The sequence below is a fragment of the Pseudoalteromonas sp. SG41-5 genome (genome assembly GCF_014164495.1).
Taxonomy (GTDB): Bacteria; Pseudomonadota; Gammaproteobacteria; order Enterobacterales; family Alteromonadaceae; genus Pseudoalteromonas; species Pseudoalteromonas rhizosphaerae.
Window position 1 is genome coordinate 22,434 of sequence record NZ_JACJFH010000022.1, and the last position, 13,152, is coordinate 35,585.

The following is a 13,152-nucleotide window of genomic DNA, read 5'->3' on the forward strand; positions in this document are numbered from 1 at the left end:
TTATTTTTTACGATAGACTTTTTGCACATCAGGCATTACGCGAATGCGGCGCATGATATTTGCAACATGGACACGGTTTTTCACGGTGATCCCTAAATCTATCACGTATAAATTACTTTCTTTTTCATCTGTGGCAATTTCCACTATGTTTGCTTGGGTTGTAGCAATTACATTGGTTAGTTTTGCGAGTGCGCCTTGGTGGTTTATGATTTCTACACGCAGTGCTGCAATATATTCTTTTTCTGGATTATCATCCCATTTAACAACCAAGTACTTGGAGCGTTCAGTTTCCCAGCCACGAATATTTTTACATTCTTGGCGGTGAACCGTGATGCCTTTACCTTGGCTTATATGTGCGGTGATAGCATCCCCTGGCACTGGTCGACAACATTTAGAATAATTAACTAGCATGCCTTCAGTACCAATAATGGTCGCTTTAGCATTTTTAGTCATATCGCCTAAATCATCATTGTCATTTTGCAGTAAGCGGCGTGCGATCAGCATGCTCATTAAATTACCGCAGCCAATTTCAACTAATAGCTCTAATACAGTATTGAGTTCATGTTCTGCTAATACGCGACTAATATTTTCGTCAGGCAGATCATCGAACTTCGTTTCACCTAAAGCAGAGTCGAGTAAGCGACGGCCAAGTAATAAAGCTTCTTCATGATGTTGGCTCCTCAGGTAATTGCGAATTCCTAAACGTGCTTTACCGGTAACAATAAAGTTTAACCACGTTGCGTTAGGGTGCGCACCTGAGCTGGTAATCACTTCAACTGTTTGACCCGTATCTAATGCTTTACTTAACGGATGAGGTTTACGGTTAACGCGTGCACCCACACAGGTATTACCAACATCGGTATGGACCGCGTATGCAAAATCAACGGCGGTTGCACCCATAGGTAACTCGACTATGCGACCATCAGGAGTGAACACGTAAATTTCTTCTGGGAATAGCTCTGTTTTAACGTTTTCAACAAATTCAAATGATGAGCCTGCGCTTTGTTGTAATTCCAACAAACTTTGCATCCACTGACGTGCCCGTTGTTGTGCAGTGTGGCCTGCGTTATCACCGGATTTTTTATACATCCAATGAGCAGCAACTCCTTTATCTGCCATGTGATCCATATCGTGAGTACGGATCTGGATCTCAACAGGGATCCCATGAGGACCAACTAATGAGGTATGCAACGATTGATAACCATTAGTTTTAGGTACTGCTATATAATCTTTAAAGCGAGTTTCGATTGGTTTATATAAATTATGGGCAACGCCAAGTACCCGATAGCAGATATCCATTGAATCAACTGCAATTCTAAATGCGTAGATATCCATGACTTCATTAAACAGTAACTCTTTATTAAGCATTTTTTTATAAATACTATATAAATGTTTTTCGCGCCCAGAAACAGTGGCTGTAATGCCAGCTTCTTCAAGGCGTGCTGTTATCTCGGTTTGGATATTTGAAATGACTTCTTTGCGATTGCCGCGCGCTTTGGCAACTTCTGACTTTAAAGCGCGATGACGCATCGGGTAGAGGGCTTGAAAACCTAAATCCTCTAACTCATTTTTAATATCGTGAATACCTAAACGATTAGCAATCGGCGCATAAATCTCTAACGTTTCGCGGGCAATACGTCGACGTTTGTCAGGACGTAATGCTCCAAGAGTGCGCATATTATGAGTACGATCAGCAAGTTTGATTAAAATAACACGAATATCTTGTGTCATTGCCATAATCATTTTTCGATAGTTTTCAGCTTGGAATTCTTTTTTATCTTTAAAGCTGAGCTTATCAAGTTTGCTTACGCCCTCAACTAATTCTGCGACTGTCTCGCCAAAAATTTCGGCTAAATCTTGTTGGCTAAAGTCGGTGTCTTCAATCACATCATGCATTAATGCAGCCATTAACGTTTCGTGATCTAAATGCATACCAGCCAGAATTTGGCTTACTTCAACAGGGTGAGTAATGTAAGGTTCGCCACTTGAGCGAGTTTGACCCTCATGGGCCTCTCGGGCTACCACATAGGCTTTTTGTACCAGCTCTACATCAGCAGCAGGTAAGTATTCTGATATTTTCTTTTTTAGACCTTCAAAAAGATACATTCACACTCCAATGTTCTCGTGAAGCAAATAGGTAACGGTATGTTAAGAATATACGATGAAAAGAAGGGATTGCCAACGGCTAGAATAGAAATACTATACCGTTGGCTAAATCAGACAAGGAAGTCAGATTATTGGTTGCCGCCTACAATAGCTGCAACTGCAGCCATTTCAGCCGCCTCTTGATGTTGTTGCTCTTCACGATCAATAAGATCCATTGATGAGCTATCTACTAAACCAAGTTCAATTTCACGTAAAGCAACAACCGTTGGTTTATCGTTTTCAGGATCAACCAGTGGCTTTTTACCACCGACCGCGATTTGACGGGCACGACGGGCCGCAACTAAAATTAAATCAAAACGATTACCAATTGCATCTACTGCATCTTCAACAGTTACGCGAGCCATCTTAGCACTCCAAATAAATTTTTAAGCAAAGACGTAGTTTACTGCACCGAGTCAGATTCGCCAATAGCTTGTGGTTAATTTAAACAAATAAAATACTTACTGAACCCAAATTAGGATTTAACGCAGTAAGTCTACGAGTAAATCTTGATGGCGAATAGCTTGGCTTTGTAGCGATAAGCGTTTTGCCAATACGATCGTCTCAATTTCCTTCAGCGCAGTTGCAAAATCATCGTTAACCACGACATAGTCATATTCATTGTAATGAGACGTTTCAGATTGTGCTTTTGCCATGCGACCAGCAATGATTTCTTGTGAATCTTGGCCGCGATTATTTAAGCGCGCTTCAAGCTCAAATTTTGACGGTGGTAGGATAAAAATGGTTTCAACATCAGCGACCAGATCACGAACTTGACGTGCACCTTGCCAATCAATATCTAAAAATACATCAATACCTGCTGCAAGCTGCTCTTCAATTGCTTGCTTTGATGTACCGTAGTAATTATCGAACACTTGCGCCCATTCAAAAAAATCATTCTTTTCAATTAATGATTTGAATTCATCAACATTTACAAAGTGGTAATGCACGCCATTTGCTTCGCCCGGACGAGGCGAGCGAGTAGTATGCGATACAGATACTTTCATATCATTATACTTAGTTAACAATGCATTGATTAAGCTGGATTTACCCGCACCAGATGGTGCCGATAAAATAAATAAGTTTCCGCGAGAGTGTGCCATGGGTTTTTACCTAAAATAAACCGACTAGAGCTGCTAATAAGCTCCGCCTTAATTTTGGTATTGTACTTTATTTAGTGAAGTTTACTCAACTGCCGAAAGTATCCTAGTGAGGTGATTAAATTTTAACGTATTAATAACCGTATTTTTGTTACGGCAATGATGACTGTTTAAAAAACTCCCGCATTTTAACGATTATTTGTACTTAGTTGCATAATGCAAAAATGGTCGTTGCAAGTTGCATCTTTCATCTTCAACTTTATTTTATTTTGTTTTATTTCAATGCTTTATTTTTTGGAATGATGCCTGCATTGGTACAGTTACTTAATGATTGAGGGCTTACTAATGAGATTAACCCATTTAGCCATAGCGTGTTTAGTTTCACTTCCTTGTGCTGTATTTAGCCAGCCATTCGATAATTGCCCTAGTCAGGCATTTTTGATGCAGGATGCAAAGGCACAGCTTTACGGTATAGATTTAGTGTCGGCTAAACCTACGATTTTATCATCGGCTTTGACGTTTGCTAGCGAGGCAAATAATGAAAGTGTGAATGCCGTCGGTTTTAATTACAAAGACCAATACTTATACGGTTTTAGCCGACAATCGCCTAAAAGCGTGGTGCAAATTGGTAGCAACTACGAAATGAAGCGGTTAAATGTTACTGGCCTACCCGATACTAATTTTTATGTAGGTGATATTCAAGTGACTGGTGAGCAAGCAAATCAAAGTGCGATGTATTATGTATATACTCCCAATTTTGGTTTATATGAAATCAATCTAGAGGGTGATCTAGATGCCCCCATAACTGCTCGGCTACTACCTGCAACCGAGACATGGAACTTAGGTATATTTGATTTTGCATTTCATCCGCAAAGTAATCTGTTATACGCAGTTGAATCAAATGGTGATTTGCATGAAATTAACGTTGCAGAAAATACTACCAAGTTTATTACTCAAGTTGATATTGGTGATGATACGGGCGCATTTGGTGCTGCCTATTTTGATATCAATGGTCAGTTTTATTTTAGTAATAATAAAAGCGGAAAAATTCACAAAGTTGATTTAAGTATTAGTCCTGTTGTTGGTTATACGCCTGTTGCTAATGTGTTTACATCGGGCCCTAAGTCAAGTCAGAACGATGGGGCTCGTTGTGCTATTGCCGAAGTTGAGGTAACAGATAGTTCGATTGATTTTGGTGATGCTCCTCTACCTTATAACACCAGTTTAGAGCAAAGCGGAGCCAGGCATTTATTCGATCCTAACAGCACTGGCAGTAACCTGATTTATTTAGGCGATACAGTCGATGGTGAAAATATCAATACTGATGCCGACTTAATCAACAACCCAGTTGATGCATCAGATGATGGGGTGAGCTTTGTGACGGCAATATCGGCGGGTCAAGATAGCCAAATTATTGTAAACGCCTCTGCGAGTAGCTTTTTATATGCATGGTTTGATTGGGATCAAAATGGCGGCTTTAGTGAAAGTGAGCGCATAATAACTAAATATCAACTTAATCAAGGCGATAACAGTATTTTAATTAATGTACCTAGTAATGTTAAAGCTGGGCAGACATGGGCTCGTTTTAGGGTAACTGATGGCTCGGAAGCTTCGCTTATTACTGCCACTGGAGGTGTTTTAGGTGGTGAGGTGGAAGATTATGAAATAACAACATTTGCTAGTGCTGTATACCCAGGAGAAAACGATTGGGTGACACTTGCTTATGAAGATAAATGGCCGTTTGCAGGTGATTATGACTTTAATGACGTGGTCGTAAATTACCGTACTACTCAGCTCATTGAGGGCACTAATGTTGTTGGTTATAAAATTGATGGCCAGTTAATTGGTGTAGGAGCAACCTATCATAATGGCTTTGCGGTAAGCCTTAAAGAGACGGTAAATAATACAACTTACTCAATTTTAAGTAGAGAAGTCGATGCCGATAATATTCGGTTTGTGATTAATGGCGAACTACAAACAGGCTCATTTTTGGAAGCAAACACAGAGCAGGCTATTTTAATTTTTATGCAAGACACTTGGCTGCATGTGAATAAGCAATCAGGGTGCGAGTATTTTAGAACGGAAAGCAATTGCGACGTTAACAGCAAAGTAACTTTTAGTATGACTATCCCATTAAAAGTCCCTAAAGCGAAAATATTATCCCCCGGAACATTATTAGACCCTTTTATTTTTGCTACAGAGGGCTTTTATCATGGCGATTTTTTAGTTGGTAAAAATGCGCGCAGCTGGGAAGTACACATGAAAAATCAAGCGCCCACAGAAGTATTTGACGCGACTTTGTTTGATCTCAGTGGTGCAGATGATGTGAGCCAGCAAGAAAGTGGTTTGTTTTTCTTAACTGAAAACGGCCTACCATGGGCGATTGAAGTAGGAGTGCAATGGTTACATCCACTTGAAGGTGTAGATATAACCGATGCCTACGATAGCTTTGCTAATTTTGCTCAGTCGTCAGGAAAGCAAAATCCACAATGGTTCAATCGCTACAACAGCAATAATGTGGCAGTTAGAGGGGAACAGTAATGAAAAAATTAACTGTAATTTTATGCTTATCATCATTTTTAGTTGCGTGTGGTGGTGGTGAAAGCGAAAGTACTGCGGCAGTACCTGCAGCTGTTGAATCACTACCATCGAGTGTCGTTCCTATCACCACCGACTCAGCCGGAATGGCCAGTTTAGTGATAGATGATCGTTTTGATTTATCAACGAAATTTAAACTAAAGATTGATGTAGATCTCTCTATAGGTGACGTAAGAGCTTACTTAAATATTTGCCAAAAAAAGGCCAATAGCCTACGTGCTGATTATGGAAACTGCTTAGTTAGAGCTCCTTTATCGCAAGGCTCTATAAAAACTACGCTTGCAATGAGTAGACAAGATATCGAACTGATTGCAGAAATTTGGTTTTACGATACCAGCACTCAACCCCTTTCATTTGCATGGCAGTTTGATACACAAGCAGAACATCAGATGTTTGAAATAAGGTAGTAAAAGTCAAAGGCAAGCAGTAACGGTAAAGTGATCAAGCTAAAGAATACACCTAGGTATATTCTTTATACTAGTTAGGGTAGTGATTTATGTTGAAGTTTCTTAATGATAACAATGGCGATCTTTTGCAAAAAAAGAGGCTAGTAAAATTTTTTGTCGCAGCAGCTGCGTTTATGCTAATTGCGATTGCCTATAATCCTTCGCAATATTATTACGCTGATCTTTTAGTATCATTGCGTATGCCATTACTAGTTATTGCCTTATGCTTTGCCATGTTGCTTTTAATTATAAAAGCAACATATTTAGGTGGGGCGCTATCAATTATATGCTTGATAAGTTTGAGTTCATTATTACCATTGCATTCGTTACCAAGTGAGCAAACCAAAAATGCGATTTTGATAAAACAAATAAACTTAAATTATAGTAACCCGTTTATTGAATCGCACTTAGTTAGCTTACAAAAACAATCTTGGGATGTATTAATTCTGCAAGAGTTTAGTGATTTAAATCGGCATTTGCTCTCTCGTTTTTTAACCAAGGCTAGTTTATTTGGTTATCGTGAAGTAGAGGGGATCCCTTACGGCATCGTTGTTATTTCGCGTTTCCCTATAATTTATAGACAACAAGTAAAACTTCAAGGGGATAGGTTAGGTTACATTAAACTGCGCTTGTTATTTAATAATGAAGTTATCACTACGTATATTGCCCACCCACCATCACCAAGAACCAAGCAGCACTGGGAAAATAGAAATATTTTACTCGCGGCGCTGCATGCAGCAACAATACAAGAGCAAACACTATGGCTAATTGCAGGTGATTTAAATATTGTCCCTTGGTCACGTTATTTTAGTTGGCAAAGTACACAAAGTTGTTATGGAGCAAATCCTTATAGCAGTTTTATGCCCTTAAATATTAAGCCGACACTGCTAACCGGGTTACCCATAGATCACTGTGTTTTTGACGAGCAATTTACGTTAAACAGCTTAATAGTGAGTAATTTTGCAGGAAGTGATCATAAGATGCTTAGTTACAGTTTGAGCCTTCATGATTAACCAAAGTTCAGCTTAGTTAGTTAATAAAAATAGCATGCAGGATTAACCACATGCTATTTGATTAAATAAACCAATGCGGATTTATTTTACTGTAATGGCAAAGGTCATTTTTAAGTCATGTAGTAAATGACGTAGGTTTCGCCTATGTGGAAAAAGTGTGAATGCAGCAGTTGCAATCGATAGGGCTTTAAATTTAGAACCTATTTCTCGATAGTACTCACCATAGCATTCTAAAATGCGTGCTTGTGCTTTTATTTTTGCCATAAAGCCAGCATCATGTTTACAACGCGAGACAATTTCTTTCATTGCATTGAGTCTGTTTTTACGGTTTGCAGTAATAGAACCCGCTCTCATCAAGTAATCCATTGCGATACGCGGTGAAAACGCAACATCACCGATCCTTGCAAGTTTTAACCAGCAATCCCAGTCGCTAGCGCTATTTAATTGGTTATCAAATCGGCCAATATAATTAATCGCTGAACGCTTAACCACAACCGAAGATGTGCCAATTACATTAGCAAAAATCAGTAAATCCATTGGGCATTTTAAATTTTGATAACCCATATTATTTTTATCAACAAATTTTGAAAATTCAGGCCAAAAAGAAAAACAATCGACAATGGGTTCATATTCTTCGTTAATATGCATATAGTTTGTGAAACTTAAAACGCACTCTGAGTGCTCTTTCATATAGCTTAATTGTTCGTATAACTTATCATCACTCCAGTAATCATCAGCGTCTAAAAAAGCAATGTAATCACCTTTTGCTGCGGCAATAGCGCGATTTCTTACATTGACAACGCCAGTGTTTTCTTGCTCTATAACAATTAACTGGGGAATTGTTGTTTGGGCGGTTTTTAACCACTCAACACTACCATCTGTTGAACCATCATCAACCACAATAATTTCTAAATTCACGTTTTTTTGTTTAACAACACTACTAATGGCTTTGGCTAAATATTGTTTACAATTGTAGTTAGGGATAATAACGCTTATTTCTATACTCATGATCCGCATCCTAGTTTTATAAATTAACTAACTAAGTACTACGCAAGTTCAGCGCCAATTATTTTAATAGGTTTGCGAGGGTGTTTTTGTCTAATGCTTTGCATTTTGCAACAGATGTTCGCAAATTGACTTTTTAATCATGTTTTTGGTGTGTTTTAACTGGGCATGCTTCTTGCGAAATAACCATAAGTTATATTTGGAGTGTTGAGCATGAAACATATTGGCATTGTGGTACCGAGTTTCCATATCCCCTCAGAAACCTTTGTGGTAACTGAGATAAACGCATTAGTAAGAGCTGGGCACAAGGTCAGTGTTATCACCTTTGCAAATTTAAATAGTTGTACCAATCTTGATAGCAGTGTAAACGTCATTACTATTGAAAAATCGTTGTTATATGCGGCCAAGTTTGCCATGAAAAAACCGCTGGCAGCATTTAAAGCGGCATTAACAGCAACAAGGTTTACCTCAATCTCGGTCACTTCACTGCTTGGCTACGGATTAAATATTGCTGACATAATCAAACAACATGGTATTTCCCACATACACTGCCACTTTATGCATGCGCCTCTGGCGTACTCAATTATAGCCAGCAAAATTGCAGGCATTAGTATCTCCTCGATTGGCCACGGGCATGACGTATACGTTAATGATACTGATCTTAGGCTGAAACTCTCATTGTGTAATTTCTCCGTGGCCGTGTGCAAAGATATGGCTGAAAAGTTAGGTAAATACAAAGCGGGTAAAGTTGAGTTGCTGCATTGTGGAGTTGATCTAAGTTTATTTAACGCAACGCCTAACCGACTTAATGAGTCTGTGAAACTATTATTTATTGGCCGTTTAGTTGAAAAAAAGGGACTACAATTTTTACTACCCGCAATAAAAAAATTAAATAAAAAATACTCAATATTTTTAGATGTTGTTGGTGAAGGCCCTTTGATGAACGACCTAAAGTTTTTATGTGAAAAGTTAGGCATTGAAAAAGAAGTTAGATTTTTAGGCAAGCAAACGCCACTGTGGCTATCAAAAAACACCAGTAATTACTCTGCGTTAGTTGCGCCATTTTGCATTTCAAGTAACGGAGATAGAGATACTGGTCCGGTGGTTTTAAAAGAGGCTATGGCTAGTGGTATTCCAGTGCTCACAACTCAATTAATGGGAGCCAAAGAAATTGTTAATGACTCGGTGGGCTTTAAGTGTGAGCCGTCGAGTATTTCAGGGTTGGAGAAAATTTTAACGGAGTTTTGTGAATTAAATCCCTATGAGAGATACGCCAAAGGAATTAACGCCAAACGCTTAGTTGCAAATAAGTTTAACGCCAGCTCACAAGCTAAAAAATTGTCATCTTGGGTGCAAAACTCTTAAGGAATAAAGATGAATGGATTAAAGCAAATCGCCTATTTTGGACTATCAACCTTGTTACTTAAGGGGCTTGGCTTTGCTTTGTTGCCTATATCTACTCGTCTTTTAAGCCAAGCTCAATTTGGTGAACTAAACTTTTTAGTTTCTATTTCCGCTATTATGTCTTTGTTGTTGTGTTTAGGGTTACCCGAATTATTGTTCAAGCAACAAATGAAAAATGCGGTTTATAAACAAGCTTTGTTTAGAGACGCGATTATTTTATGTAGCGTTTTGAGTGCGTTGTTTGTTGTTATTATGGTGTTATTTACCAGCTCATTTAGTGTGTTATTACCCATCTCCATTAATAAACTTGATCTGCAGTTATTAGCGGTTAATTTAGCATTTTCAGCTGTGCTATCCATTGTGTTTTGCTTTTTAAGATATTACGAAATGGCTAAGCAGTTCTGCTTTTTAGCTATTTTACAAGGAGTGGGGCAAACGCTACTCACCATTATATTACTTTACCTTGGCTATGGAGTAACGGGGGTTATGGTGTCGGGTGCTGTGTCGAGCTTTATTGTGCTGATGATTTCGTTATGCGTCATTGGCCGCACAATTACGATTAGTTTTAACTATGTTCCTTGGAATATAAGTTATAAAAATAGTTTGTTTTTATTAAGTATTATTGCTTCATCGCTGTTTGTGTATGCAAATAATGGCGCTGAAAACTGGTTTATTGCAGCCAGTGTCGGAAAAGAAAAGCTTGCCCAATATTATGTGGCAATGCAATTTGCAGTTATGACTTCGTTTACCTTTGAACCGATCAGAATGTGGTGGTTTTCTCGTCGTTTTAATGAATTAACTTCTTGTCGCACTCGTTATGTTTCTTTATGTGAGCTAAGTTTAGAAATCGCAATTGCGTTGTGTGCAGTAATGCTTATTGTTGCGCCTCATTTATTTATCTTGGTTTTACCACAAGGTTACTTACTAAATTCTTGGCTTTTACCCAGTTTAATATTTATTGTTGTACTTAGGCATCACAGCGATCTACTCAATATTGGTTGTTATATTCATTTTAACGCACTATTTGTCACTATTATTAATGCTGTTAGTGCAGCTTGCGTACTAATAGCATTGGGTATTCTAGTGCCTAAATGGGGAGTGCTTGGCGCAGTGGTCAGCTTAGTATTTGCACAAACTCTTAAAACAGTGTTGTTTGTTGTTGTTAGCCAAAAGCTCGAAAATCTGGCATTTAGTATTCAGCGATTAGTACCTAGCTGGCTCTGTTTTATTAGTATTTTTGCTCTGGGCGTAAGTGAAATTACTCATTATGTAATTTGGCAAATCGCGGCTTTAGTTTGCTTAATAGGCGTTTTATTTAATAAGTATCAAAACAGAATAATGGCAATACTGAATCAGTATGTAACAAGGAAAGCACATGGTTAATTGGTATAAAGCGCATTGCCACTTAATAAATGGCTTGGTGATTACTGTGCTCATTTTAGGTTTGTATTCGCTATTTGGCCCCATAGCCGCTTTTGCCTTGTTGCTATTACCGTTTGCGGGTTTTTTGGCGATACGTATTAGCACCGTGTTTATTATATTATTTATTTTGTTTAGCTATTTTAGAATCCACGAGGCGTTTGTTTTTCTAATGCCGCTTAAAATTCCTAAATTACTTGCTTTAGCATCTTTACTGGCCATTGCATGGCATTTATTTGTATCTAAAACTTTAAAACCACATTGGAGCTCTACGCATCTTATTTTTGTAATTTGGTTCGCTTGGCTCACGGTATGCGTATTTTCAGCTTCAAATAGAGGCGTTGCTATTGAGTATTGGTCTGGTGTGTTGGTTAAAGTATTTATTATGGTATTTGCTATTAGCTGGTGGTTAACGCGGTTTTCGCATTTTAGTTACATTAGGCTGGGTATTATGATCTCAGGTGTCACTATCGCTTTAGTGGCGTTGAATAACAAAATAAATGGTGTGGGGTTAGTTGAAGGAACTAGAGTGACTATTTCACGGGAATATCGCTCGCAATTAGGTGATCCCAATGATTTATCTTTGGTGTTGATGTTTCCTGTTTCATTTTTAGCAGCTGAACTTTTTGATACAAATAGTAATAAGTATCGACGTACTTTTGCCGGAGTTGGTTTGATCTTGGCTATTTCCGGTGTTATTGCCACTCAAAGTCGTGGTGGTTTATTAGGAATAGCCGCTATTTTAAGTTTCTTTTTATATCAAAAAGTCAAAAATCCCTTCGTAGTGGCTATGTGCGGTGGTGTCGCTATGCTTGCCATGATGATTTTTGCTGGTATTTCTGACCGACAAAGTGGTGGTGCGGCAGAAGGAGGTGTCGATGAATCAGCTATGGGTAGGCTCTATGCTTGGCAGGCTGCAATCAATATGGCGTTGTCTAATCCATTAACTGGCGTTGGAGTTAATAATTTTTTTGTAAATTACTATTTTTACAGTCCTCATTGGGATGGCAAGAATCATGCAGTACATAGCACATGGTTTCAGGTGTTAGGTGAAACTGGCTTTGTTGGCTTTTGTATTTTTTTACTCGTGATAGCCAGTATTTATCGAAGTCTGTCGCGGGTTTATTGTATTAATAAACGTAGTTTTAATCCTGAAGTGATGGTGAACGCTAACGCATTAAAGGCCGGTTTAATTGGCTTTATGGTTGCTGGCACTTTTTTAACTCAAGCTTTTACATGGCCACTGTATATTATTCTGGCTCTGACTATTGCACTAGAAAAGCTTACTATAGAAAGTAATAAGGAATAACAATATGTTGATACAGCTTAAACTTTGGCTAAAAAATAGTAATAATCCATTAGCGACATGGTTGTTTCAATTTGCAAAGTCGCTTCGCAATCCGCAAATCATCGTAATCCCTGTGCTACATGCTTCACTTTACTATTTGCATTATTTTATAAAAGAGTTATGCCATGAGCTAGTTCGGATTTTTTATTATACACCTTTATTTAAAAGCCAAATTAAGGGCAGTAAAAAGCGCTTATATTTATATTCAGGTATGCCGCAAATACTTGGCAAGTTAAAAATTGAATGCAAAGACGATGTGAGAATTTCAGGGATCAGCACCTTATGTGGGCGGGTGAGTAATGAGCGAGAGCCGCTACTAAGTATTGGCAATAATGTTGACATTGGTTGGCAAAATGCTTTTTCTGTAGGGCGCACCATTATTCTTGAAGACGATGTCAGGCTGGCAGGACGAGTTTTTTTAGCCGGTTTTCCTGGGCATCCAATTGACTGTGATCGCCGCGCTAACTCTGAAAGCGATGATGAATCTCAAATTGGTGACATTATAATAAAGCGCGGTGCTTGGCTGGGCACTGGAGTGACTGTACTGGGCGGTGTCACAATCGGTGAGGGAGCGATAATTGGTGCGGGAAGTGTGGTTACTAAAGATATTCCTGATTTTACTATTGCTGCGGGAAACCCTGCCAAAGTAGTTAAAAAAATTAAGGAGTAAGTGT

Annotated in this window: 11 protein-coding genes; 7 read left to right on the forward strand and 4 right to left on the reverse strand. The window is 38.5% G+C overall.

Annotated features, from left to right (window positions below):
- The 3 genes from spoT to gmk form a co-directional block, all read right to left on the reverse strand.
- Positions 1 to 2,106, reverse strand: coding sequence for a bifunctional GTP diphosphokinase/guanosine-3',5'-bis pyrophosphate 3'-pyrophosphohydrolase (spoT, locus tag H5232_RS08070; protein WP_182718083.1), 2,106 nt, complete (start codon positions 2,104 to 2,106; stop codon positions 1 to 3).
- Positions 2,107 to 2,234: 128 nt separating this feature from the next.
- On the reverse strand, positions 2,235 to 2,510 hold the full coding sequence (gene rpoZ / locus H5232_RS08075; RefSeq protein ID WP_064667923.1) for a DNA-directed RNA polymerase subunit omega: 276 nt from the start codon (positions 2,508 to 2,510) through the stop codon (positions 2,235 to 2,237).
- Positions 2,511 to 2,627: 117 nt separating this feature from the next.
- Entirely contained in the window at positions 2,628 to 3,248 is a 621-nt protein-coding gene (gene gmk, locus H5232_RS08080; protein WP_182739703.1) for a guanylate kinase, read from the reverse strand.
- Positions 3,249 to 3,590: 342 nt separating this feature from the next.
- On the opposite strand from gmk, the gene H5232_RS08085 reads away from it, so the two are divergent.
- From H5232_RS08085 to H5232_RS08095, 3 genes are all read left to right on the forward strand, one after another.
- A complete protein-coding gene (locus tag H5232_RS08085) occupies positions 3,591 to 5,786 on the forward strand; it encodes an LruC domain-containing protein (protein ID WP_182761495.1) in 2,196 nt (731 codons plus the stop codon).
- Complete coding sequence (locus H5232_RS08090; RefSeq protein ID WP_182739705.1) at positions 5,786 to 6,250, forward strand: hypothetical protein; 465 nt, start codon at positions 5,786 to 5,788, stop codon at positions 6,248 to 6,250. Before H5232_RS08085 ends, H5232_RS08090 begins: the two co-directional genes overlap by 1 nt.
- 89 nt (positions 6,251 to 6,339) lie before the next feature.
- Positions 6,340 to 7,302 carry an endonuclease/exonuclease/phosphatase family protein gene (locus tag H5232_RS08095; protein WP_259398782.1) on the forward strand — a complete coding sequence of 321 codons (963 nt, stop codon included), beginning with the start codon at positions 6,340 to 6,342 and terminating at the stop codon, positions 7,300 to 7,302.
- 81 nt (positions 7,303 to 7,383) lie between these two features.
- On the opposite strand, the gene H5232_RS08100 is transcribed toward H5232_RS08095, so the two are convergent.
- Positions 7,384 to 8,310, reverse strand: a complete 927-nt coding sequence (locus tag H5232_RS08100; RefSeq protein WP_182718087.1) for a glycosyltransferase family 2 protein — start codon at positions 8,308 to 8,310, stop codon at positions 7,384 to 7,386.
- 210 nt (positions 8,311 to 8,520) lie between these two features.
- On the opposite strand from H5232_RS08100, the gene H5232_RS08105 reads away from it, so the two are divergent.
- The 4 genes from H5232_RS08105 to H5232_RS08120 are packed head-to-tail and all read left to right on the forward strand — an operon-like array spanning position 8,521 to position 13,148.
- Entirely contained in the window at positions 8,521 to 9,672 is a 1,152-nt protein-coding gene (locus tag H5232_RS08105) for a glycosyltransferase (protein ID WP_149980659.1), read from the forward strand.
- 9 nt (positions 9,673 to 9,681) lie between these two features.
- On the forward strand, positions 9,682 to 11,094 hold the full coding sequence (locus tag H5232_RS08110; protein WP_182794618.1) for a lipopolysaccharide biosynthesis protein: 1,413 nt from the start codon (positions 9,682 to 9,684) through the stop codon (positions 11,092 to 11,094).
- Positions 11,087 to 12,439 carry an O-antigen ligase gene (locus H5232_RS08115; RefSeq protein ID WP_182718089.1) on the forward strand — a complete coding sequence of 451 codons (1,353 nt, stop codon included), beginning with the start codon at positions 11,087 to 11,089 and terminating at the stop codon, positions 12,437 to 12,439. The genes H5232_RS08110 and H5232_RS08115 overlap by 8 nt, the downstream gene beginning before the upstream one ends.
- Before the next feature lie 4 nt (positions 12,440 to 12,443).
- Complete coding sequence (locus tag H5232_RS08120; RefSeq protein WP_182718090.1) at positions 12,444 to 13,148, forward strand: acyltransferase; 705 nt, start codon at positions 12,444 to 12,446, stop codon at positions 13,146 to 13,148.
- Positions 13,149 to 13,152: the final 4 nt, after the last annotated feature.

Bases quoted from the DNA above. Each gene is read 5' to 3' on its own strand.
- spoT (WP_182718083.1), bottom strand. From the start codon at position 2,106: ATGTATCTTTTTGAAGGTCTAAAAAAGAAAATATCAGAATACTTACCT.
- H5232_RS08090 (WP_182739705.1), top strand. From the start codon at position 5,786: ATGAAAAAATTAACTGTAATTTTATGCTTATCATCATTTTTAGTTGCG.
- H5232_RS08120 (WP_182718090.1), top strand. From the start codon at position 12,444: ATGTTGATACAGCTTAAACTTTGGCTAAAAAATAGTAATAATCCATTA.
- H5232_RS08095 (WP_259398782.1), top strand. From the start codon at position 6,340: ATGTTGAAGTTTCTTAATGATAACAATGGCGATCTTTTGCAAAAAAAG.
- H5232_RS08100 (WP_182718087.1), bottom strand. From the start codon at position 8,310: ATGAGTATAGAAATAAGCGTTATTATCCCTAACTACAATTGTAAACAA.
- gmk (WP_182739703.1), bottom strand. From the start codon at position 3,248: ATGGCACACTCTCGCGGAAACTTATTTATTTTATCGGCACCATCTGGT.
- H5232_RS08085 (WP_182761495.1), top strand. From the start codon at position 3,591: ATGAGATTAACCCATTTAGCCATAGCGTGTTTAGTTTCACTTCCTTGT.
- H5232_RS08105 (WP_149980659.1), top strand. From the start codon at position 8,521: ATGAAACATATTGGCATTGTGGTACCGAGTTTCCATATCCCCTCAGAA.
- H5232_RS08115 (WP_182718089.1), top strand. From the start codon at position 11,087: ATGGTTAATTGGTATAAAGCGCATTGCCACTTAATAAATGGCTTGGTG.
- rpoZ (WP_064667923.1), bottom strand. From the start codon at position 2,510: ATGGCTCGCGTAACTGTTGAAGATGCAGTAGATGCAATTGGTAATCGT.
- H5232_RS08110 (WP_182794618.1), top strand. From the start codon at position 9,682: ATGAATGGATTAAAGCAAATCGCCTATTTTGGACTATCAACCTTGTTA.